Source organism: Planococcus wigleyi (assembly GCF_014836985.1).
GTDB lineage: Bacteria > Bacillota > Bacilli > Bacillales_A > Planococcaceae > Planococcus > Planococcus notacanthi.
Genome location: NZ_JACSPU010000003.1, coordinates 397,139 through 420,683, shown reverse-complemented (window position 1 = coordinate 420,683; position 23,545 = coordinate 397,139). Strand labels below are relative to the sequence as shown.

General features: G+C 45.3%; 22 protein-coding genes. 9 read left to right on the top strand and 13 right to left on the bottom strand.

What is annotated here, in order from left to right; genetic code table 11:
* Positions 1-11 precede the first annotated feature (11 nt).
* Positions 12-884, bottom strand: coding sequence for a DUF6612 family protein (locus tag H9630_RS10780; RefSeq protein ID WP_318247993.1), 873 nt, complete (start codon positions 882-884; stop codon positions 12-14).
* 193 nt (positions 885-1,077) lie between these two features.
* On the opposite strand from H9630_RS10780, the gene H9630_RS10775 reads away from it, so the two are divergent.
* Both H9630_RS10775 and H9630_RS10770 read left to right on the top strand, forming a co-directional pair.
* Entirely contained in the window at positions 1,078-2,796 is a 1,719-nt protein-coding gene (locus tag H9630_RS10775) for an ABC transporter ATP-binding protein (RefSeq protein ID WP_191715487.1), read from the top strand.
* Positions 2,797-2,853: 57 nt separating this feature from the next.
* A complete protein-coding gene (locus H9630_RS10770; RefSeq protein WP_225218490.1) occupies positions 2,854-3,072 on the top strand; it encodes a hypothetical protein in 219 nt (72 codons plus the stop codon).
* 279 nt (positions 3,073-3,351) lie between these two features.
* Here H9630_RS10770 and hflX read toward each other — a convergent pair whose 3' ends face one another.
* Positions 3,352-4,623, bottom strand: a complete 1,272-nt coding sequence (gene hflX / locus H9630_RS10765; protein ID WP_191715485.1) for a GTPase HflX — start codon at positions 4,621-4,623, stop codon at positions 3,352-3,354.
* A 78-nt stretch (positions 4,624-4,701) separates the two neighbouring features.
* Positions 4,702-5,415 (bottom strand): VOC family protein, encoded by a 714-nt coding sequence (locus H9630_RS10760; protein WP_191715484.1) that lies wholly within the window; start codon positions 5,413-5,415, stop codon positions 4,702-4,704.
* A 197-nt stretch (positions 5,416-5,612) separates the two neighbouring features.
* Here H9630_RS10760 and H9630_RS10755 point away from each other — a divergent pair, with 197 nt between their 5' ends.
* Positions 5,613-7,169: a BCCT family transporter gene (locus tag H9630_RS10755; protein WP_191715483.1), complete on the top strand. Its 1,557-nt coding sequence runs from the start codon at positions 5,613-5,615 to the stop codon at positions 7,167-7,169.
* Between the two features lie 69 nt (positions 7,170-7,238).
* Here H9630_RS10755 and putP read toward each other — a convergent pair whose 3' ends face one another.
* Positions 7,239-8,759: a sodium/proline symporter PutP gene (gene putP / locus H9630_RS10750; RefSeq protein WP_191715482.1), complete on the bottom strand. Its 1,521-nt coding sequence runs from the start codon at positions 8,757-8,759 to the stop codon at positions 7,239-7,241.
* A 111-nt stretch (positions 8,760-8,870) separates the two neighbouring features.
* Between putP and H9630_RS10745 the strand changes: the two genes are divergently transcribed.
* Entirely contained in the window at positions 8,871-9,233 is a 363-nt protein-coding gene (locus tag H9630_RS10745; RefSeq protein WP_191715481.1) for a DUF2188 domain-containing protein, read from the top strand.
* Between the two features lie 38 nt (positions 9,234-9,271).
* Here the strand turns inward: H9630_RS10745 and H9630_RS10740 are convergent, their stop codons facing one another.
* The 3 genes from H9630_RS10740 to H9630_RS10730 all read right to left on the bottom strand — a co-directional run bounded on the left by H9630_RS10740 (position 9,272) and on the right by H9630_RS10730 (position 12,119).
* Positions 9,272-9,871 (bottom strand): response regulator transcription factor, encoded by a 600-nt coding sequence (locus H9630_RS10740; protein ID WP_191715480.1) that lies wholly within the window; start codon positions 9,869-9,871, stop codon positions 9,272-9,274.
* Positions 9,868-11,004 (bottom strand): sensor histidine kinase, encoded by a 1,137-nt coding sequence (locus H9630_RS10735; RefSeq protein WP_191715479.1) that lies wholly within the window; start codon positions 11,002-11,004, stop codon positions 9,868-9,870. The genes H9630_RS10740 and H9630_RS10735 overlap by 4 nt, the downstream gene beginning before the upstream one ends.
* 95 nt (positions 11,005-11,099) lie before the next feature.
* Positions 11,100-12,119: a fatty acid desaturase gene (locus H9630_RS10730; protein WP_191715478.1), complete on the bottom strand. Its 1,020-nt coding sequence runs from the start codon at positions 12,117-12,119 to the stop codon at positions 11,100-11,102.
* A 207-nt stretch (positions 12,120-12,326) separates the two neighbouring features.
* Between H9630_RS10730 and H9630_RS10725 the strand changes: the two genes are divergently transcribed.
* Positions 12,327-12,557, top strand: a complete 231-nt coding sequence (locus tag H9630_RS10725; protein ID WP_191715477.1) for a hypothetical protein — start codon at positions 12,327-12,329, stop codon at positions 12,555-12,557.
* A gap of 287 nt (positions 12,558-12,844) precedes the next feature.
* Here the strand turns inward: H9630_RS10725 and cydC are convergent, their stop codons facing one another.
* The 5 genes from cydC to H9630_RS10700 form a co-directional block, all read right to left on the bottom strand.
* On the bottom strand, positions 12,845-14,551 hold the full coding sequence (gene cydC, locus H9630_RS10720; protein ID WP_191715476.1) for a thiol reductant ABC exporter subunit CydC: 1,707 nt from the start codon (positions 14,549-14,551) through the stop codon (positions 12,845-12,847).
* On the bottom strand, positions 14,548-16,275 hold the full coding sequence (gene cydD / locus H9630_RS10715) for a thiol reductant ABC exporter subunit CydD (RefSeq protein WP_191715475.1): 1,728 nt from the start codon (positions 16,273-16,275) through the stop codon (positions 14,548-14,550). Before cydD ends, cydC begins: the two co-directional genes overlap by 4 nt.
* Before the next feature lie 178 nt (positions 16,276-16,453).
* Positions 16,454-16,624, bottom strand: coding sequence for a hypothetical protein (locus H9630_RS10710; protein ID WP_191715474.1), 171 nt, complete (start codon positions 16,622-16,624; stop codon positions 16,454-16,456).
* 110 nt (positions 16,625-16,734) lie between these two features.
* The gene (locus tag H9630_RS10705; RefSeq protein WP_191715473.1) at positions 16,735-17,466 is read right to left on the bottom strand and encodes a hypothetical protein; all 732 of its coding nucleotides are present in this window, start codon (positions 17,464-17,466) and stop codon (positions 16,735-16,737) included.
* 209 nt (positions 17,467-17,675) lie between these two features.
* Positions 17,676-19,319 carry an AMP-binding protein gene (locus H9630_RS10700; protein ID WP_191715472.1) on the bottom strand — a complete coding sequence of 548 codons (1,644 nt, stop codon included), beginning with the start codon at positions 19,317-19,319 and terminating at the stop codon, positions 17,676-17,678.
* Positions 19,320-19,477: 158 nt separating this feature from the next.
* On the opposite strand from H9630_RS10700, the gene H9630_RS10695 reads away from it, so the two are divergent.
* Positions 19,478-20,635, top strand: coding sequence for a class I SAM-dependent methyltransferase (locus H9630_RS10695; protein WP_191715471.1), 1,158 nt, complete (start codon positions 19,478-19,480; stop codon positions 20,633-20,635).
* Positions 20,632-20,886, top strand: a complete 255-nt coding sequence (locus H9630_RS10690) for a hypothetical protein (protein ID WP_191715470.1) — start codon at positions 20,632-20,634, stop codon at positions 20,884-20,886. Before H9630_RS10695 ends, H9630_RS10690 begins: the two co-directional genes overlap by 4 nt.
* A gap of 51 nt (positions 20,887-20,937) precedes the next feature.
* On the opposite strand, the gene H9630_RS10685 is transcribed toward H9630_RS10690, so the two are convergent.
* Positions 20,938-21,357 carry a hypothetical protein gene (locus H9630_RS10685; RefSeq protein WP_191715469.1) on the bottom strand — a complete coding sequence of 140 codons (420 nt, stop codon included), beginning with the start codon at positions 21,355-21,357 and terminating at the stop codon, positions 20,938-20,940.
* 151 nt (positions 21,358-21,508) lie between these two features.
* On the opposite strand from H9630_RS10685, the gene H9630_RS10680 reads away from it, so the two are divergent.
* Together H9630_RS10680 and H9630_RS10675 are read left to right on the top strand one after the other, a co-directional pair.
* The gene (locus tag H9630_RS10680) at positions 21,509-22,432 is read left to right on the top strand and encodes an ABC transporter ATP-binding protein (RefSeq protein WP_191715468.1); all 924 of its coding nucleotides are present in this window, start codon (positions 21,509-21,511) and stop codon (positions 22,430-22,432) included.
* Positions 22,410-23,354, top strand: a complete 945-nt coding sequence (locus tag H9630_RS10675; RefSeq protein ID WP_191715467.1) for an ABC transporter permease subunit — start codon at positions 22,410-22,412, stop codon at positions 23,352-23,354. The genes H9630_RS10680 and H9630_RS10675 overlap by 23 nt, the downstream gene beginning before the upstream one ends.
* The last annotated feature ends 191 nt before the right edge of the window (positions 23,355-23,545 follow it).

Below are 23,545 nucleotides of genomic sequence, written 5' to 3'. Positions count from 1 at the left end.
GGGCTTATTGATCAACCTGCAATTTCCTGCGCTTGCTCAAGCACTTCAGCTGGAATGGTAATCGCTTCGATTTCATTGTATTTACTGTAATCGGCTTGTATATCCGATTTGATGTTCATAGACTCTCCTTCAATATTCATATCCATGTCCATCTTCACATCCAAACTGTTCGTCAAGAAGGTCTCTTTATCGACATTGATTACATAATTTACAGAATGGATGGTCATGTCTTCAAGTGCCGTCTGGGCTTCAAGCTCCATTTGCCCCAATGTTTTCTCAAGCTGCTGAGCCATCAATTCCTGGAATTCCTCACCGGAGGCATCAAGCGTCAAGATGTATTCATCCGCTGACTGTTCAAAAGTAAAATCTTCCTGGAATTCTGCGAGTTCTTTGAGCTGTTGAGAAGGATCAGCGGTCTGCTGATCAGCAAGCCCCTTCAAGTCCTCGATGCTGTCATCCGGCATCTTCAGCCAAGTCGCCATTGTTTCTTCGTACATATATAAACCTTGGTCTGTAAAATACATTTCCATGCTCATCGGATTGGTGTTCTCGATGTCTTCTGACACCATGGATGTTTCTGCCGTTTGATGGAATGCCAACGGTTCAGTGGTCATGTCCATTGCAGAGTCCATTTTCATGTTGATCACCATGCCATCCGGCTGCATAGCCATCACTTGGTCAGTTACAATATCGGCATGAAGGCTCGTAATTTCTTCAGATGCCTCCATTGATTTCGTATATACCTCTTCTGCCGTCAACTCGCTGTTTTCGCCTTTCGCCGCCTCATCGCCAGATACCGGTTCTGCTGTCTCTCCGCAAGCAGCAAGCCCTATCGCTAATGTAGCTGTACTCATAAACATGATCCATTTCTTCAAAACAATCACTCTCCTATAAGTTTTTTTAGTGCCGTGTGACTCCACCAAACAAGCGAGAAAAAATCTTCTTTGGCTAGACTTAGCTATTCTACGAAAAATCTTGGAAAAAGTTTCATATTCTTTATTTACCCAAATTCCATTCGTTTATTTCGCCTACATCGATTATACTTTTCATTGTGAGAAAAAAACGAGGTGGATTTTATTGAGATTAAAACAATTTTTCCAGTATTATAAGCCGCACAAACGGCTTTTTGTCATTGATTTTTCCAGCGCGGTCTTTGTCGCTATCCTGGAACTTGCCTTTCCGGTCGCAGTCCAGTGGTTTATCGACGACCTGTTGCCAAGCGGCAATTGGGGAACGATCACTACCGTCAGCTTCCTGTTGTTGATTGTCTTCCTATTGAGTACATTTCTACAGTATATTGTCAGTTACCTGGGGCATAAACTGGGCATCAATATTGAAACGGACATGCGGGAAGAACTGTTCATCCATGTTCAGCGGCAGTCCTTCCGTTTCTTCGACAATACCAAAACCGGACACATCATGAGCCGTGTCACCAACGATCTATTCGATATCGGCGAACTCGCCCACCACGGGCCGGAAGATTTCTTCATCGCCATCATGACCTTTTTCGGCGCATTCGGCATCATGTTCTGGATCAACCCGAAATTGGCGCTCGTTACTCTGATTGTCATTCCGTTCCTCATCTGGCTTATCACGTATTGCAACATCAAGATGAATCAGACCTGGGGCAATATGTACAGCAAAATCGCCGACGTCAACGGCCGAGTCGAAGACAGCGTTTCAGGAGCGCGTGTCGTCCAGTCATTTACGAATGAAGAATTTGAAATCGAACGCTTCAAAACCGATAACGACCGTTTCCGCCTTGCCAAACTGATTGCATACAAAGTTATGGCAGCTACTCATTCGAGCATCTATATGATGACGCGCCTCTTGACCTTAGTCGTGCTGGTCTATGGAGCATGGCTCAATTTCCAAGGGGAATTGTCTTACGGGGAACTTGTCAGTTTCGTATTGTTCCTGAATGTCTTGATTAAGCCGATCGATAAGATCAGCGCATTGCTTGAGCTCTATCCGAAAGGAATGGCTGGTTTCAGCCGATTCCGGGATTTGATTGATCAGGCACCTGACATCAACGACCGAAAAGACGCTGTAGCTGTCGAGAAACTGAATGGAGATATTTCATTCAACAACGTCCATTTTGGCTACGACAACAACAAACCCGTTTTATCGGGAATCGATTTGAATTTGCGTGCCGGTGAAACCGTTGCGTTCGTTGGACCTTCAGGCGCCGGGAAAACGACCATCTGTTCCTTGATACCACGCTTCTACGACATTCAACAAGGAAACATTACCATTGACGGCATGGATATCCGGGACATGACCAAGCATTCCTTGCGTTCACAAATTGGCATTGTTCAACAGGACGTTTTTCTGTTTACTGGAACCATCCGCGAAAACATCGCCTATGGCAAACGCCATGCCAGCGAAGAAGAAATTTTAGCGGCTGCTAAAAAAGCTCATTTGGAAGATTTTGTCCAAAAGCTGCCGCAAGGTTTTGATACACAAATCGGGGAACGCGGCTTGAAGTTGTCTGGCGGACAAAAGCAACGTCTGGCTATCGCCCGCATGTTCCTGAAAAATCCGCCGATCCTGATTTTGGATGAAGCCACTTCGGCACTCGATACCCAAACAGAACGGGTTATCCAAGAGGCATTGGCTGAACTTGCAGAAAACCGGACGACGTTGATTATTGCACACCGCCTCGCGACCATCCGCGATGCTGACCGCGTAATCGTGGTGACGGAAGATGGCATTGCCGAACAAGGCGGATACACTGAGTTGCTGGAAACCGACGGCATTTTCGCCAATCTTCACCGCCTCCAGTTCCAGCAATAAGGTCTGAAGAAATCGCACGACAAGTCAAAAAAGAAGCTGTGCGATTCATTTTGAGAGGTGTATTGGGTCCTGAATGACTGGAATTACCGCCGGGAAATGTGGCGCATCGGAATTTGTGGCCATTGTGATCCGGTCGCTTATCTCGATGCATTGCTGCAATACCAGGCATTGGTCAAAATGACGATCAGCAAGCGGGATATTCACTGGGATTCATTCCACTACTACCGCCTCCGAGATGTTGAAATCGGCAAATATGCCATTCGTCAGGAGTTATAAAGATCGAATATATCCTATTCCTGAGCTTTTTGAAGGCATGGAAAGTATTTAGAGCTTATTAGAAAGTATTCAGCTGTTTACGGAAAGTATTTACATCCAAACAGAAAGTATTTCACTCAACTTGGATAGTAAGCTCTTTTAATGGAATAAAACTAATCTTCTTTTCAAAATAAATCCAAAAAAACCGCATACAATGCAAAAACCGCTGGAGAAAAATCAATGATTTTTCTCCAGCGGTTTTATTTTAGGGACTTATGGGACAGCCCCTTTTTTGACGTTCTATTTCCCGATGACAAATTGCTGGTAGCGGTCGTAATCCGCATGGCTTAGTTCCACTTTCAGCAAGGTGCCTTCTTCTTCGTATTCGGTTTCCAAGATGCTGGCGTGTTCGTTCAGGTAAGCGACAATGTCGCCGCGATCGAACGGAATGACCATACGGCACGTGACATAATCGGCGAAAATCCTTTTTTTGATGACTTCCAGCAATTCATCCAGACCTTTTCCTTCTTTTGCAGCAATCCACAAGCCGTCGCCATTTACGGCCGGGTACCGGATTCCCGCCAAATCGGATTTATTGTAGACATACAGCGTTGGCACATTTTCAACTCCAACGGCCTGCAAGGTTAGGTTCGTGACTTCCATCATATAACGGTGCTCTTCATTAGACACGTCGACAACATGCAGCAAAAGGTCTGCATTGCGGGCTTCTTCCAATGTCGAGCGGAACGCTTTCACCAAATGATGCGGAAGTTTGCTGACGAAACCGACTGTGTCTGTAAGCAAGAAGCTTTTATTGTCTTCCAGGCGAATCTGACGGACAGACGTTTCCAATGTAGCAAACAACATGTCTTTTTCAAATACCTGCTTTTCCTCATTTTGTCCTGTTTTCGTCAGTAATCCATTCATCACCGTTGATTTTCCGGCATTCGTATAACCGACCAACGACACGACGGGCATGCCTTTTTTGGTGCGCTGTTTGCGCTGCGTGACGCGCTGGTCTTTAATATGCTCGAGCTCTTTGTGCAGCTTCGAGATTTGGTCTTCGATTTTCCGGCGATCCAGTTCCAGTTTTGTTTCACCAGCTCCACGGTTGGCTACGCCACCGCTGCTGCTCCCGCCTTGGCGGCCAAGTGATGCACGCAGGCCGACCAAACGCGGCAGCATGTATTGAAGCTGCGCCAGTTCCACCTGCACTTGCGCTTCACGTGTTTTTGCACGCCGTGAGAAAATATCTAATATCAGCATTGTCCGGTCAATGACTTTGCATTCCAAGTCTTCTTCCAAATTTCGGATCTGCGATGGCGACAACTCATCGTTAAAAATTACGAGATTGGCATCCGCTTCTTCATAAAAAGCTTTGATTTCTTCCACTTTGCCGCTTCCGACGTAATGCGAAGGATTGATGCGATCCAGGTTTTGTGTAACTTCCCCGACCACTTCGACATTACAGGCTTCCGCTAAATTGTGGAGTTCTTCCATTCCATATGCGAAATGAAGATCTTTTTGAAGCTGGACACCGACGATGACCGCTCTTTCTTGTAGTTCATCCATTAATCATGTCCTCCTTTTGCAGGAAAGGAAATTTCCCATTCAATCTATCCATTTTACCATAGATTAGCTGCAGCTAAACTACAGACGCGGCAGCCAGTAGCGGCCATGTGCATATTCAACCTTATTTTCACCATCCACAAAATGCACTTCTTCCAGACGTTCCTTTGGCTGATCGGTTTTTCTGAATTCAATTCGGCAGTTCGGCAACTCGAGACTGCCGCCGAGAATCTTCCGCCAAGCATCTGCCGTTTCCTCGGGATTCCACACCCCAAACACGCAGCGGTCGATCGCAAGCTTCTCGTTCATATCCTGCACGGCTCCATTATCCCGTAACTTCCTGTAGCGTTGCTCGTCCGATTCCTGCCATTCAATGAAAAATGGGGAAGGCAAGCTCGTCGATACGGGCTCTTCGATAAATAACATCTTCCATTTGATCACTTGTCCCGCTTCAGTCCGCCGCTCGGCATCCAAAATGCCGGAAGTTTTAATCCCTCGGCCTTCTAAGTCTTCGTGAACTGCCTGAATCTCGCTGGTCCGAAGGCATATGGTTCCAAAACCTACTTGGTCATGCAACAACAGCCTTGTCAGAGGGTGATCTGCACGGGAAGCGATTTCCTCTTTCTCTACTGCCAGCCATTCAATATAGCAATCCTTCAAATACAACAACGCGTTATGCGTCCCCCAGTTTACATGTTGTCCCCCAATAGCGGCATGGAAGTTTTTCTGCTGCCACTGACCTACAGCTTCTTGAGGGTTTTGTCGAATAAAATGAACTATGTGATCCAATTTCATAAAGCACCTCGCTTATCTTTTTTACCCATGCTATACCGTTCGCCGTTTCCTGCAGGTTTCCTTTAAATGGCGAAAAGTAATATTCTAAAGAATAAGGCAAATACTTAGCGATAATTTAGATTTTTTTGCCAGATAGGGTGGTTTTCTTCTGCTATGTTCGGTAGGCTAAATTATAGAAACACTTTTAGGAGGTACAAATGGATAGAAAATCACTTGGAAATCCCGTATTCATCGTCTCTGCTACGGTCATACTTATCCTTGTCGTCTTAGGAGCGGTTATGCCGGTCCGTTTTGGAGATGTAGCAGGAACTTTATTTAACTTTACGACCTTGAATTTCGGCTGGTTTTATCTCCTTGCCGTCTTTATCATCACCCTCTTCCTCATCATCATCGCTTTATCCAAATACGGCGGCATCCGCCTTGGCGCTGACAGTGATCGCCCCGAGTTCCCATTCTTCACCTGGATTGGCATGTTGTTTTCTGCAGGGTTTGGAGCAGGCCTTGTTTTCTGGGGAGTAGCCGAACCAATGAGCCATTTTTTCACCACACCTTTCGGCGACGAAGCACAGACACCGGAATCGGCTCGAATTGCCATGGGCTATTCATTCTTTCATTGGGGAGTCAGCCAGTGGTCGGTATTCGCACTCGTTGGTCTTGTCATCGGATTTCTGCAATTCCGCAAAAAGAAACCTGGATTGGTTTCCACGGCACTTGAGCCGGTGCTCGGCGGTAAACCTTTAGTCAAACATTCCATCGATTCGCTGGCAGTTATCGCTACCGTGATGGGAATCGCTACATCTCTTGGGCTTGGCGTTCTCCAAATGAATGGCGGGCTGAATGCGGTGTTTGGCATCGACAATGCCTTTCCAATCCAACTAGGGATCATCGTTGTCATGTTCGCCGCTTACACTCTGTCTTCTTCTACCGGCCTGAAAAAAGGGATTGCGTACTTAAGCAACCTGAACCTTGGGTTGGCGCTGGTCCTGATGGTCTTTGTCTTTATTGCAGGCCCAACCGTTTTCATCATGGAAACTTTCACTTTGGCATTGGGCGATTACATCACCAGCTTCGTTTCTTACAGTCTTCGCCTTCAGCCATATGCAAACGGCGACTGGGTAGAAGGCTGGACGATATTCTATTGGGCCTGGGCCATTGCCTGGTCTCCATTCGTCGGTGCCTTTGTTGCACGCGTCTCCAGAGGGCGCACAATACGTGAATTCGTTATGGGTGTGCTTGTCATCCCGCCTGCCATCGCCTGTCTGTGGATTGCCGTCTTTGGCGGCACTGCCCTTTGGTATGACTTGAATCAGGGCACAGGAATCGCTGAAGCGGTCGATAATGACCTGACCTCGGCATTGTTCCAGACATTTGATGTTCTGCCGCTGACAACCATCATGTCCATTCTCGCAATCCTGCTGATTTTCACTTTCCTTGTGACTTCGGCTGACTCTGCTACCTATATTCTGGCTTCTATGACCAGTTACGGAAGCCTGAATCCACCAACAGCCTTCAAGATTGTCTGGGGTGTGCTGATGGCTGCAATTGCAGCAGTCCTGCTGTATGCGGGCGGATTGGAAGCTCTTCAAACCGCATCTTTGATTTCAGCTCTGCCGTTCACGGTGCTGCTGGTACTGATGCTTTGGTCTTTCACAAAAATCATCCGCAGAGAATCACCACCTATTAAGGAATCGGAATTGCAGCGCTTTAAGCGGATGGAACAGGAATCCCGCGAACAACGCAACCGTAATAGTTAATAACTCAGCATGCAAAAGGCGTACAGCCCTTCCATTTGGAAGGAGCTGTACGCCTTTTTGTTGGTAAACTTATTTGTCTTCGTTGATCAATCGAACTGTTTCATCGAATTCTTTCTCAATCTGTGCATCTGGTTTGTATGTGACCAGGCTGACAAGCCATGTAACAAGCAAACACAGGAAGAATCCAGGAATGATTTCATAGACACTGCCGATGAAATTCGTTGTTTCAGTAGCTCCAGGATCCTCCGGAATTGTACCGATCAAATCCCATACGATGACCGTTACAGCACCGACGATCATTCCGGCTAAAGCACCCATTGATGTTAGCTTACGCCAGAATAAAGACAACAGGATAATCGGTCCGAAAGCGGCACCGAATCCGGCCCACGCATACGCAACCAAGCCAAGAATCGTATTGTTCTGTTCCCATGCCAGGTAGGCGGCAATAACAGCAATCAACGCCACAGCGATACGCCCTAAGTTCACATATCCTTTTGGCGATGATTCTTTCTTGAAGGCAATCTTATACAGATCTTCAATCAACGCTGATGAACTCACCAAAAGCTGGGAAGAAATTGTACTCATAATCGCTGCTAAAACAGCAGCCAGTACAAATCCAGCAACCAGTGGATGGAACAGAATCTGGCTCAAGTCCAGAAAGACCGATTCAGGATCCACCAGAGTCGCTGAAGGGTTCTGTTGGAAGTAGGCAATCCCAACAAGTGCTGTTGCTGCTGCTCCAAGAAGACTGAAAATCATCCAGCCCATACCGATACGGCGGGCTACGCGTACTTCCTTCAAGGTTTTAATCGCCATAAAACGGACGATGATATGCGGCTGGCCAAAATAACCAAGTCCCCAGGCTACTGCTGAAATGACACCGATTGTGGAAGCACCGGAAACCAGGCTCAGCATATTGGGATCCACTTCACGGATACTGGCAGCTGTTTCGCCGAATCCGCCTGTGGCAAAAATGCCTACTGCCGGTACTGCGATCAAAGCCAGCACCATCATGATGCCCTGAACAAAATCCGTATAGCTGACGGCCAGGAATCCGCCGAATAAAGTGTAGGCTACAACAACAATCGAGCCCAAGACTAACCCTAAATGATAGTCCATACCGAATGAACTCTGGAAGAACAAACCAGAAGCGACCATTCCGGATGAAACGTAGAATGTAAAAAAGATTAAAATGATAATACCTGAAACAATTCTCAATAGCCGTGATTTATCCTTTAGACGATTCTCCAGAAAACTTGGAATCGTGATCGAGTCACTGGTTACAAATGAATAAATCCGCAACCTCGGTGCAACGAAGAACCAGTTTAAAAAGGCACCGACGGTTAATCCGATCGCAATCCACACTTCAACTAGTCCATTAAGGTAAATCGCCCCCGGCAAGCCAAGCAAGAGCCAACCGGACATATCCGAGGCACCGGCACTAAGTGCAGCAACTGCTGGTCCAAGACCCCTTCCACCAAGCATGTAGTCGGATAAATCTGCTGTTTTCCGATAAGCGTACCAACCAATAAACAACATGGCTGCAAGATAAATAGATAGTGCAATGATTTGATAAGTAGTATCTGTCATTCTATCCCCTCCTTGTTTTACAGTGTAACATCCTTAACTTTTATTAAAAGTCCCTTTTTCGGTTTTATAGCCAATCCAAGTGGGGAAAAGAATCTCAAGGAGGAGATTATTATGCCGTGGAGCAAAAATGATTATCCGGATTCGTTCAAAAATCTAGACAGTGCCGTCCGCAATAAAGCCATTGAAATTGCCAACGCATTGCTTCGTGATGGCTACGAAGAAGGCCGTGCCATTCCAATTGCTTTGGATCAGGCAAAAAAAAGCGTAGAGGGCGACGAAGAACGGCCGATTTATGAAATCAGAAAGCACGACGAAGGTTGGCAATTAAAGAAAAAAGACAGCAAAAAAGCCATCTTGATTGAAGAAACCAAAGAAAGCCTGATGGGAGAAGCCAAGCGTTATGTCAATAAAAATCACGGAGAACTCCATATCTACACGGAAGACGGCTCCTTGTCAGATACACTTTATGAATGATTGAAAAGTAAATGCCGCTGTCGGCTGACAGCGGCATTTTATTTAAACCATCCTTTTTCTTTAAAACGGGAAATGGCTTCAATCCGGTTCCCCACTTCCAGCTTATCCAAAATCGTCGAGATGTAATTGCGTACTGTTCCAGTCGTTATGAACAACTCTTTGGCAATTTCTTTCGTACTCCGCCCCTCGGCAATCAACTCCATTACCTGGCTCTCACGTTCGGTTAACGGATTTTCGTCGCCGTATGCCAAATCCACCAATTCCGGTGCATAAATACGGCGTCCATCCATAATTGTCCGAATGGATGTTGCAAGGTCTTCGCTCGGGCTGTCTTTCAGCAAATAGCCGCTGACTCCTGCCTTTCGAGCACGTTCAAAATAACCTGAGCGCGCAAAGGTCGTTAAAATAATGATTTTACACGGCTTTTCTTTCAAGATTTCTGCTGCGTCCAACCCGCTTTTCAACGGCATCTCGATGTCCATGATACAAATATCAGGCTGCAGCTTTTCGACAAGTTCAATGGCCTCTTCTCCATTCGATGCTTTGCCCACTACTTCCATATCTTCTTCCAAATCCAATAAGGAACCTAAAGCCCCCAACATCATCCGCTGATCTTCAGCCAATACGATTCGGATCATTTAATCGCCTCCTTTGAACTATAAAGAATCACGTTCGGCACCCGAATATTCAATGTAGTGCCTTCCATGACTTTGATATCCACTGATCCGTTGACAAATTCCAGACGTTCGCGCATCCCTGCCAATCCATTCCCTTGCAAAGATGTGTTTCCTTCCGGAAATCCTTTTCCATCATCCTGTACTTGAACAAGAATTTCTTCAGGATTTTGTTTGATCAGGACACTGCACCGTGTAGCATTACTGTGTTTCACGACGTTTGTCACAGCTTCTTTCAAACACATGCTCAAAACGTTTTCAACAAGCAGCGGTGTATTGGTCAATTGCGGCGAACCATAAAACACAAAATCGATTTCAGCCGCTTTTAAAATTTGCTGAATCCGCAGAAGTTCCTCGTCCAGTTTCGTGCCCCGCATATTGGATACCAGCTCCCGCACTTCCTTTAGAGCTGTACGGGCTGTCTGCCGCACGTCATTGATTTCATTCAAGGCCGACTCCGGATTCCGGTAGATCAACTTGCCTGCCAAGTCACTTTTTAAACCGATCAGTGACAACTTCTGTCCTAAAGTGTCATGCAGGTCACGTGCAATCCGCTCGCGTTCTTCAATAATAACCAATTGGGAGATCCGCTTATTGGCATCTTCAAGTTGGCCTTCCAACTTCTCTCGTTTGTTGCGGTTGTAGGTATTGAAAGGCAGCAGAATAACTCCCAATATGCTGAGCACGATAAACGGCAACTGCGAAACATACAATTCACTGTGTTCAAAAAAGCCGAATACCACAGCAGCAATCGTCGTGCCAATATGGAGGCCATAGATGATGAAAAAGCCGACTTTATTACGCAGATTGCCGATGAAAAACGCCACAAAAATAGCGAGATAAACATAACCGAACAACAGAATCATCGCGATATTGATAGCCATTTCTATACTTACCCAGACATAGACAAAGCCGGTTTTCGAATTGAATGAAAGACGGTACGCAATAAAGAACAGCAGCAGCAGCAAAATGCCGATGACGATCTCAGGCAATGAGGAAGAACGAAAAATAAAGAAAAAAGGCAAAATACAAAAGATGACCCAGGCGTAAAGACTCAACCATGGATTTTTAGGAAATATTTGATACCAGCTTTGCATAAGAGCCTCCTGTTCGTTTCTATATGAGTCAATCATAGCAAAAAATAAGCAAAAGAAAAAACCATTCTGCTAAGAATGGTTTTTTCTGCCAACTATTACTGTTGAACAGTTTTCGAATGGCCTAATAAGTGTTTGATGTCGCCAAATGTAACGAATGTTTTATTTGGTGCATCATACAATTTATAGCGCAATGATTTCAAGCTGGATTTAATGTTTATTGTTGTTGCCTGTTGAAGCGGCGGAGTGGATTCGTGCGCTTTTTCCAAGTTGTAGTTTGGAACACGCGGGCTCAAGTGATGCACATGGTGGAAACCGATGTTGCCCGTTACCCATTGCAATACTTTCGGAAGCTGGTAATAAGAGCTTCCTTCTACAGCCGCTTTTACATAATCCCATTCGTTTTCGTCTTCAAAATACGAATCTTCGAATGTGTGTTGAACATAGAACAACCAAATGCCGAACGCTCCAGCTATAAACATGGTTGTACCTTGAACGATCAGGAATGCCTGCCAACCAATTGCCCAGATTAAAAGCGAATAGATGACAACAAGCGAGATATTGATCAAGTACGTGTTATTGCGTTCTTTTTTACGTGCATCTTTACGGTTGAAACGGCTTGAGATCAAGACCAGGAATAACGGTCCGAATCCAAACATGACCAGTGGATTGCGGTACATGCGGTATTTGAAACGTTCCCATTTCGATGCTTCCACATATTCTTCAATTGTCATAACCCAGATATCGCCGACTCCGCGCTTATCAAGATTACCACTTGAAGCATGGTGAATCGAGTGCTCACGTTTCCACTTTTCATATGCGAAAAGTGTCATGATGCCAGTAATCGTCCCGACAACTGCGTTAGCTTTTTTGTTTTTGAAAAATGATCCGTGTGTGCAGTCATGGAAGATGATGAATGTGCGGATGACGAATGCCGCAGCCACTGCTGATAATGCAATTGTTAACCAGATAGAGACATCAAGCGCCTGATAGGCTAAGAACCATGCCAAAATGAAAGGTGGAATTGTATTTGCTAATTGTCTTACACTTGCTTTGACGTCAGCCTTTTCGAAAGGTGCGACAAACTTGCGTAATTGTGCTGTTTTTTCTCTGCTCATGTTTTCGGCTTCCTCCTTATGCGGACTTTTTCAATCCGAATAACTTATTAACCTAATCATAAAGTGAAAGCAACATGACAATAAGACACAAACGTCTATATTTCTATATGACAGTTGTCATGTATTTCAGAAAATCAAGCTCTTTAAAATTACAAGCAATATGTGTATACTGTAAATAATCAGAAAAATCAGAACGGAGTGGAGCTTATGACCGGTCTCGTCGCCGTCATCATGGTCTTTTCAATTCCATTAGCAGGCATTATCACTTCACATTTTCAAGCCCAAACAAAACTGAAGCACAAGATGCTCCAAACTGAGCTGGAGCTTGAAAAACTGAAGCACGATAACTATGTCATCGAAACACAGAAGATGCGCCTTGAACTGGAACAAATGAAGCTGGAAGATGCCAAAAAAGACGATTATTTGATGTTGAAATAAAAAGTCTCCAAGAACCTAAAAGCCCCTTTATGCATATTCGCATGAAGGGGCTTTCCTTGCTTGCTCTAATGTGCGGAAGAGCTGCTGATCGCTTCCGCTTTTCTATGTCCAGCTCCAGCGATCAGCCCCTCGGGGTCATAAGTCCCTCTGGCCATACGGCTGAAGAAATGCCATACAGCCAAAGTGCCTTATGCCTGTCGGAGGTCCACAGGATGTGGATCAGGTAACCGTTGCGACAGGAAGTCGCGTACTTAGGTTACCTTCCTTAGACGATTGCTTCCGCTTTTCTATGCAAAAACACTATTCTCGATTTGCTTCAACTGGTAGAAATAAGAGTGCTTCTTCATTAATTCGTTGTAAGAACCTATTTCTACGATCCGGCCATTTTCCATGACGGCAATTTGATCCATCTTCTCCAGACCCACCAAGTCATGACTGATAACAACAAAGGTATCATTATGGCCTTGTCGGAACAATTCTTCGTAAATGGCTCTTCCTGTTACACTGTCGACGGAAGAAACCGGCTCGTCCAGAAACCAGAGCGACTTCCCTTTTAGAAGAGCACGCGCAATCGCCAAACGCTGTTTTTGGCCTCCGGACAAATTCTGTCCTTTTTCTTCGACCTTCATCTCAAGCGGAAACAACTCCAACTGGACTTGGGCCAATGTCCGTTCCATCTCCTCATCGCTTGCCGCTGGATTAGCGATCGATAAATTGCTGCGGATTGTGCCAAAAAAGAAATGGTTTTCCTGGAGGACGATATTCATTTCCTGCCAAATGGCTTCTTGATCGAGTGTTTCCACCGGCTTTCCACCAATGGACAATTGGCCTTGATCGACAGGAAAAACATTCAGCAATAATTGCATCAAAGTCGACTTGCCTGAACCGCTGGGCCCGACAACCGCAGTCTTTGTTCCTGGCTTCAACTGGAGCGATACCCCATCAACCGCAAGCGCTGTTTCTCCTGGATAACTGAAGGACGCTTCTTTCAAGTTGATTTCAAGCGGTCTATCCGGAAGTTTTTCTATTCCTTGTGCGGCCCCAGGAACTGCGACAATTTCCTCCAATCGCACAGCTGCTTTTCTGCTTTCTTCAAAGTAAGCTGGAAATGCCGCCATAGGTGCCACGTTTTCAAAAGCGGCAATGGAAATCATGACGAGCATCGCCAAATATAAGCCTTCCAGTTCACCAGCGGCAACAAAATATGCGCCGACACCCAGAACAAAGAATGAAACCAGCAACGCGACCAATGAATTGATTGACTGTGCCAAATTTTCTTCCAAGCCCTCTTTTCGCTGCCCTTCATTATACTGGTCAGCATCTTTTTTCAGCAGCTGTTCTTTTTTGCCTAACTGCTGGTGGATTTTCAAATCACGGAAACCGTACAGAAATTCGGTGGCTTCTACAGCCAGGCTTCCACGCATCGCTCTGACCTGCCCATCTGTTTTGCGTTTTCGGATAGAGAACAAAGCAGGCACGATTACTACAGTCAACAGCATGCCGATCAGCATAACCAAAGCAATGCCTATGGAAAAGAACGAACTGAAAAAAATGGTGCTTAAAAAAACAATACTTAATACAACTGGCGGATAAAAAACACGCAATAGAAAATTCTGCAGGCTTTCGACGTCTCCTACAATGCGAGACAACAAGTCACCGCTCCGATATTTGCCGAAAATCCCAGGTGCAAGCGGCGTGAGCCGTTCAAAAAATGAGACCCTTAAATGGCTGAGCATGGTAAATGTGGCGCGGTGTGAATACAAACGCTCACCGTACCGGCTCAATGCCGAAGCAAAACCGAATAACTTCAGACAAGCCGCCATCACAACCAATGTCGTCATTTGAGAAGTTAACGCAGCTTTCGAAATTAAATAACCACTCGATCCCATCAATGCCACACTGGCGATCCCCGCTAAAAACCCGAAGAAGATGGCAATCGAGACATCCTTTTTTTCAATGAGCGTCAATTTTAATACATGCTTTAATTCATTCATCGCACACTGCCTCCTTGCTGTGCCGATAGCATTTCTTTATATAGACTATATGTTTGCAGCAATTCATCATGGCTTCCAACAGCTTCAAGCTTGCCGCCGTCAAGGAAGAAAATCAGATCCGCTTTCCTGATGGTATGCAAACGGTGTGCCACCGTGATAACCGTCGATGTTTTCTGCAGTTCACTTAGTGAATCCTGCAGAATTTGTTCGGTCCGCAAATCCAGGCCGGTTGTTGGCTCATCGAATAAAATCAAAGAAGGCTTCTTCAGAAAAGCCCGCGCCAATGCAATCCGTTGCTTTTCTCCACCCGATAATCCACGACCTGCTTCACCAATAGGCGTTTCAAATCCCTGCTCAAGTGCCAAGACCATTTCAGCAATCCCTGCCTTTTCAGCTGCATCCAAAATTTCAGCATCACTGACTTGCCGATTGGCACCGATCTCCATGTTCTCCCGAATCGTGCCTGCAAAAAGGTAAGGGTTTTGAGAAATATAACTTAATTGGTCAAACCAGGATTGTTCACTCATTTTCTCCCGTTGGACTCCATTGATCATCAGACGCCCTTCACTTTGCGGCAAAAGCCCAGCCAACAACTGCATGAGCGTCGTTTTTCCTGATCCGCTTTTGCCGATGATCGCCACTTGGCTATAAGGAGGAATCTCACCATCCATTGGCGCTAAAGTAAAACCATCATCGCCATATTGAAAAGACAAGCCCTCAAGCGAAAGATGCGGTGGTTCAGGCGCCAATTTCTCACTGCCCCAAACCAGACTTGGATGAGTTTTTTCTAGTTCAGCTGACAATTGATTTGCTGCCGACACGCTTCCTCTTGCTGTATGAAAGGCGCTGCCGAAATCTTTCAGCAGATTAAAGAAATCCGGCACTAAAATCAAAATGAAAAATGCCGTAAAAAAACTGATGCTGTCGAAGACGACAAGGCGCAGACCGATTTCAAGTGCAATGATTCCGATGCTCAGCATTGAGATATACTCCAGCATCAAAGAAGAAAGAAACGCTGATTTCAATACGTCCATTGTGGAGTCTCGGAAACTTAAACTGCTCTTGCGGATGGTGTTCCGTTGTTTTTCAGCCTGTCCGAATAACTTGAGTGTCGTTAAACCTTGCAACACATCAAGAAACGTACCCGAAAACTGGCTGAGTTGCTCCATTTTTTCGTCCGCTTTTTTTTTCGTCCCTTTTCCGACCATAGCCATGAAAACCGGAATAAATGGGGCCGTAATCAGGATAATAACTCCGGTTGTCCAGTTTTGAGTAAAAATAACCGCCAATAATAACAGTGGAATAATATAAGTTTGAATCATTTGTGGAATGTATTTGCTGAAGAACCCATCTACTTCGTCTACTGCATCCATCAACAAGCTGACTTTCTGGCCGGATTGGCCTTGAGCTGCTGATTGCAGCGGATTTGAAGCAAACGATTTTATTAAAGTACTCCGAAATTCACTTTTTACATCAGCAGCCAAGTTCACGCCTGCCCGGCCAATTGCATACCCGGCACCTGCACGCAGCAGGATCGCCGACAACAAGCCGACAAACAACGGCAGCAAACTTTCGAATGCAGCATTTTGAAGAAAGACCCGATCTGCAATAGCCACGAAAAACAAGGCTTGCCCAATGGTAGCAACCCCTTTTAAAACCGACGCCACTACCAGGAAAGCCATCTTGTTCTTCCGCTGAAATGCCAGTTGCTTTAAATCGTTCATGCCATTCTCTCCTTCACTTTACCTCCTTCTATTATAAGGCATCCGATGTTGAAACCCTCATCAGGCGCCCATAGCTGCTGCGTTTATAGCGATTTTTGTTACAGTCCTGTTCACAATTCCACTCTTGGCATGTAAACAAAAAAACCTGCTGGCGGTCAGCCAAGCAGGGTGCGAATGATTAATTTTCAATTGTTTGTCCATGCATGCCCGTTGAAAAAATAGCCGTTTTCAGCCAAGTCATGTCTTCCTGTATTTTCAGTTTTAAGGATTGATCAACACATTTTCGATATTCATCCATTAACTTAATCAGTTCATATTCGAAAATGGCCAATTCTTCTTCTGTAAGCACTGTAAACACCCTCTTAGGTAAGCCGTTTTTATACCATGCTTTATTACCTATCTTAGCATGACTATTATACCATTATCTTTCTTTTTTTGCTATAAAAATAAATTTTTATTTTACAAAAGTAACAATAGGACGGAATAAGAAATCAGCCCAGTACAAAAGGCCAATAAACTGCTCTCCCGCTCTTCTGGCAATTCTTCCTTTAAAACATTTAAAATAATGCCGCCTGCCAATAACGCAGTCAGTACTGACATAATCCAATCATGCACTTCCGTAACGGCACCAATTCCCCAGCCGATCAGAATCGCCGCAGCCAACAACCATCTTCCGTACCGGTCGTAATCCTCTGGGTGGGTAGCGCGCAACCCTTTATCGTTGGCCATGAAATGAACAGCCATCGCGGAAAAAAACAAAACCATACTCCCCATATCCTGATAATCTTCCCTAACGAGCAAATAGCCAATGACGCCATTATACAAAGCAAAAGTGATAATGTGAACCCAAAAAACTCCGGTCGCTGCTTTAGGCTCTGCAAGATGTCTGTTTTTCTTTTTAGAGGTCTTCACCCAATGCTCCAGTGCATAAAAGATGACCAATCCGGTCATCGCAAGCAAATATATATGATTTTCCAAAAATCTCAGACTGCCATTCTCCAGTTCACCCTGCAATTCATCTTGGAAAACTCCGAGTTCCGGCAACAAGTGCAAAAAGACATAAGCGACCGATATCCCACCCGCGATGGAAAGGAACCGGCTTCGCGGCAACACTTTCAACAGTTTTAAACGTTTTGAAAACAGATGGATCAAAACAAACCCAATGGCAAAAATGAAGCTCAGCCAAATCATCCGCAAGCTCCTCCTTTTAGACAGATAGATGGCCAGATAAGAAGGGTGCGGCTATTTCTGCGAAACACCAAATATCCTATATTCGAGACAAACTTCTTTTTACTTATCTCCCCTTTATGAAGAATTGTAAACTAGGACAAGGATTGATCTATAAGCAAAATAGAAAAGGCACCCAAAAGGATGCCTTACAACTTCTGTTATTTCTTTTCTCACACTTCAGCTTTTCGGCTTTGTTCGACTGATAGCTCGCGCAACTTGAACTTTTGTATTTTCCCTGAAGCCGTCATCGGATATTCCTTGGTGAACTCAATATAGCGCGGAATTTTGTGCCGGGATATTTTTCCTGTGCAATAAGCTTTCAGCTCTTCTGCATCGAGCTTTTCTCCTTCTTTCAAGATCACCCATGCCATCAGCTCTTCCCCATATTTCGGATCAGGCACACCCACTACTTGAACATCCTGTACAGAAGGATGCTGATAAAGAAATTCTTCGATTTCACGCGGATAAATGTTCTCGCCTCCACGGATTACCATATCTTTGATGCGTCCGGTGATGGCAATATAGCCATCTTCGTCTTCAACAGCGATGTCGCCCGTATGAAGCCAACCTTCCGGATCGATCGCAGCTTTTGTGGCTTCTACATTTTTATAGTAGCCTTTCATAACATGGTAGCCCCTTGTACAAAGTTCTCCAGGCACTCCGGTCGCTACCTGTTCCCCTGTCAACGGATCGATGATTTTCACTTCCACTCCCGTATGCGGTTTGCCGACTGTCGACACCCGTTTTTCGATGTCATCATCAGCCCGCGTCTGTGTGATGACCGGTGATGATTCTGTCTGGCCATAAGCGATAGTAATTTCCGAAGCCCCCATATCATGGATGACTTTCTTCATCACTTCGATCGGACAAGGAGAGCCCGCCATGATGCCTGTACGCAGCGTCGACGTATCGAAAGACGCAAAATCCGGATGGTTCAACTCGGCGATGAACATCGTCGGCACTCCATGAAGTCCTGTGCACTTTTCATCCTGCACCATTTGCAGTACACGTTTCGGTTCAAACTGTTCTGCAATGACCATCGTCGTCGAATGCGTCACTGCAGCCATTGTTCCAAGCACGCAGCCAAAACAATGGAAAAACGGGACAGGAATACACAAGCGGTCGGTTTCTGTCAGGTTCATCGTATCACCGATCAGTTTGCCGTTATTGACAACGTTCAGGTGCGTCAGCATGACGCCTTTCGGAAATCCGGTTGTGCCGGATGTATACTGAATGTTGATGACGTCGTCGGGATCCATCGAATGAAAACGTTCCTGGTAATCAGCGTCGCTGACCTTTTCAGCAAAAGCCTCGAATTCATTCCATGTGTAGATTCCTGGGTAACTCGAGTTGCTCATGACAATCACCCGTTTGAAATGCGGTAGTTTCTTGCTGACGATTTTGCCTTTCTCAGCCGTTGCCAACTCCGGGCAAACCGTGTTGACGATTTCTATATAACTCGTACCTTTAAACTCTTCCCCTAATATCAAAGTTGTCGCGTCCGACTGCTCCAATAAATATTCAAGTTCGCTCGATTGGTAGCTCGTATTGACCGTCACTAATATACCACCCATTTTCCCGGTGGCGAATTGGCTCAGCAGCCATTCACGCTTGTTGTCTGACCAAATGGCCACATGTTCCCCTTTTTCAATCCCAATTCCAATAAATGCCTTTGCCAGGCGATCTGTTTCTTCATCAAATTCCTTGTAGGTTTTTCGAATCCCATGTTCCGGATAGACGTAAGCTTCTGTCTTCGGATTCAGCGCAGCCTGTTCTTTCACGACTTGCCCGACTGTTTTCTGCAAAGTCACCATTTTCCATCCCCCTATTTGAAAACGTTTTCACCCATCTATATTATCACAAAATTCCAAATTAATGGGACGTGCTTTTATCGGAACGAACCGGACAGCTCGCTCTTTTTATGCACCGCATGATAAACTAAAACTATTACATGCAACGGAAAGGATCGACCATGGAATTACAAACAATGCAGGATCAATTGACAGAACGCCTTTTGCAGCAGCAATTGGTGTCAGCAACCGTCAGCCAGCCACGACTGAAATCCAATGACATCAAGCGGATCAAACTGAAGCCGGTTGAAATTAAAAACGAATACTTAATCCAATTTGAATATCAGCATGAACATGTGCTGAAACACGAAAACTTGCCCCTTGAAGAAGCATGCCGTAAATTGGAATCTCTTTTCAATGACTTTCGCCAAGCCCTGTTTCAATTCACGGATGAAAAAGTGCAGATCCAGCTTTCCAAAAAATTCAAAGTCAGCTGGAAAGCCGAACAGACCGGCGAGAAAAAAGCTGAGCTTTCTCATAACCGCAAAAAGCAATACTTACTGGAAGACGGCATTCCCTATCCATTCCTGGTCCGCCTCGGCGTTCAAAGCTCGGATGGAAAAGTCAAAAAGCAGAAGTACGATAAATTCCGCCAAATCAATCGTTTCATTGAGTTTATTGATGATGCACTTGCCTATTTGCCGCAGGACCGCACCGTCCGGATCCTTGATTTCGGTTCAGGAAAATCGTATTTGACCTTTGCGCTGTATCATTACTTGCGCATTGAAAAAGGCTTGGACCTGCGGGTTACCGGTCTTGACCTGAAAAAAGAAGTGATTGAGGAATGCCAGCAGATTGCGGAAGATCTCCGCTATGAACAGCTTGAGTTTCTGGTCGGAGACATCAATGACTACAATGAGGAATCCGCTGTCGATATGGTTGTTACATTGCATGCCTGCGATGTAGCAACCGATATGGCTTTATCGCGCGCCGTCAAATGGGATGCAAAAGTGATTTTGAGCGTCCCTTGCTGCCAGCACGAATTGAACAGCCAAATCGCCGCATCAGAACTTGGCATCATGCTGCAGCACGGCTTGATCAAAGAGCGTTTCAGCGCTTTAGCTACGGACTCCATCCGGGCAGAACTGCTGTCTCTCGTTGGCTACGAAACGCAATTGATGGAATTCATTGATATGGAGCATACGCCTAAAAACATTTTAATCCGCGCTTATAAAACCGGCCGAAAACCGGGGGCTGGACAATTTAAGAAGTACAAACAATTTACTTCATTGCTGTCAGCCGATCCATTTCTCGAAAACGAATTAAAGGAGTATCTATGAAACGCAAAAATTTAGTGAACGGCATGATTCTTGCTCTTTCTGTCGTGCTGATCCGTTTTATCGACATTCGTATTTATGATATGAACCTGGTAGTGACCTTGCTGATATTGGGTGCCCTGATTTATGGCGCAATGCGCATTGTTGAACGCTTTCCGTCTCTTGAGGAACCTGTCAGTAAGCAAACTTCGTTCACTGTCAACACGCTTGTAATCCTTTTTATTTTTCTGGTGTTTTTTATATTCAAGCTCTAAATCTATCAAAAAAGCGATGGCCGGAATTCCGGCCATCGCTTTTTTGTCCATTCAAGGGGAGTTTTCATTGGGCTTTTGCTGCGCCTTTTCCTCAATTGTTCTATAAATATAAGCTTCCACCGGCGCTAAACTGAATTTGAGGTTGCTGGTTTTTAGGTGATTCTTTAGATAATCAAGTTGATGGTTCTCTATTGATTCTGATTGCAGGTTCAATATAGAGTGGACAGAAAGCATTCCTTCATTTGTGGCCATTGGGCTGTCTTCTCCAGCTTTTTCACGGGCTTCCACTTGCTCCATGCCAAAAATCAGCCCCTCACTTTCCAATTCGTCCATCACCTCGGCATATCGGTCTTCACCGATTTCCTGCGCCAGATGCTGATCTAATTTCTTAATGTCACTATAGCCTCCGCCCATATAATATTGCGTGTAATAAGCGATCAGAACCTGTTCTTTGTCCTCCAACTCTTTCATGGCCAATCCCTCCATCGTTTGCTGTTGGTTCTGTTATTCCCTTTTTCCGCGTCCAATAAGCATTGTTGCCGAAGTTCACTTTAAAAAAATGAAACTTTAGCCTACTTGGTTCGTTACTACTAATGACATATAAGAGAGTAGGTGGCAGAGTATGGCTGAACAAGCGATTGTCCAAATCAAGAATCTATCGAAAACAATCGGCAAGAAAAAAATCATCAAAAATTTGAGCCTCGACCTGCACAAAGGCGAAATCACTGGATTTCTCGGCCCCAATGGAGCCGGAAAAACCACGACTATCCGGATGATGGTCGGTTTGATGCGGCCGACTGAAGGCGAGGTATGGATCGACGGCCAATCCGTGCAGGCAGACTTCGAAGGCAGCATCCAAAAAGTCGGGGTCATCGTGGAAAATCCTGAAATGTACAAATACATGTCCGGTTACAAGAACTTGCTTCATTTTTCACGGATGCACAAAGGAATATCCAAAGAACGGATTGATGAAGTCGTCAAACAGGTCGGCATGCAAAATCGCATCAATGAAAAAGTAGCTTCCTATTCACTCGGCATGCGGCAGCGCCTGGGTCTGGCACAAGCCCTTCTGCATGATCCGAAATTCCTTATTCTCGATGAACCTACAAACGGCCTAGATCCGGCCGGCATTCGTGAATTCCGGATTTACCTGCAGAAAATAGCCAAGGAAAACGGAGTGGCTATTTTTGTTTCCAGCCATCTTTTGTCTGAAATTGAATTATTATGCGACCGGATTGCCATTATTCAAAACGGCGAATTAATCGATATCAAAAACGTCAATGATCTCCAGAAATCCCGCTATTACATTCAAGCAGAACCTCTGGAGTTGGCCGGTGAAGTGCTGACAGGCATTGGATTTCCCGCCGTATTGCATGATAAAGGCTATCTGATCGATTCTGGCGCCGAGCATATTCCGGGAGCCATCAACTTATTGGTCGGAGCCGGCGTACGAATTTTTGCCGTCCAGCCATATCGTGAAACCTTGGAATCCCAATTCCTTGAAATGACAGGAGGCGGCGAAATTGCTCAAACTCATACAAAATGAATGGATGAAACTATGGAGCCGAAAAATGACTTGGATTATGGCTGCATTGCTGGTCGTGGTCGTATTTGCAGGTATCGGCATCACCAAATGGATGAATTCGACAGCCACTGAAAACGCCAACGAGAACTGGCGGGACATTGCTCAAGCAGAAATCGCCAACAGTATGGTCATGCTGGAAGAGCCCGATCTCAGCGAACCACAGGCGGATTATTATGAAGGGCGGATTGCCATCGCTGAGCACCGGCTGGCAAATGACATTCCTTCATTTGAATACGCCAGTATGCAACAACAGGTGATCGATACCCATATGATGATGTCACTCGTTACGCTATTGGCAGTCATTATGGCCGGCGGCATTGTAGCTTCTGAATTTTCACAAGGAACCATTAAAATGTTGTTGACACGGCCGGTGAAACGTTGGAAAATCCTCACTTCCAAATACATAACCGTTCTGCTGTTCGCCGTTGTATTGACCGTGATTTTATTGATTTCCACAGCACTCGCAGGATTGCTCTTTTTTGGAATTAGCGACGGAACCCTCCTCGTGTGGAACGGGTCGGAAGTGTCAGAAACTTCGTTCTGGCTGGAAGCCCTCAAACTCGCAGCACTTAAATTTTCAAGTGTCTGGATGATCAGCACGTTCGCATTCATGCTGAGCACCGTTTTCCGCTCCAGTTCCTTAGCAATCGGCTTATCGATCTTCCTGATGTTTACAGGCATCCAAGCCGTCTTCCTATTACAGAACTATGAAATCGTCAAATATTATTTGTTTACCCATACCGACCTGACACAATTTTTCACCGGTAATTTCATGATTTCTGATATCACTATCCAGATGTCCATCGTCGTACTGGCCGTTTACTTTTTGGTATTCATGGCTATCAGCTACTGGACATTCGGCAGAAGAGACATCACTGCGTAAAAGAAAAGCGAAGGCAGTCGCTTAGCTCCGACAAGCGCTGGAAGCATTGCTGGTAATGGCGCCCTTGGCCATTGCCGGCAAGGCTGAAGCGTCTCGAGGAGCTGGCTGCCGGAGTCTGGACAACAAGAAAAGCGGAAACGCCCATGTAGATTCGACAGGCATAAGACGCGCTGGCGAAGGTTAAAAGCTGT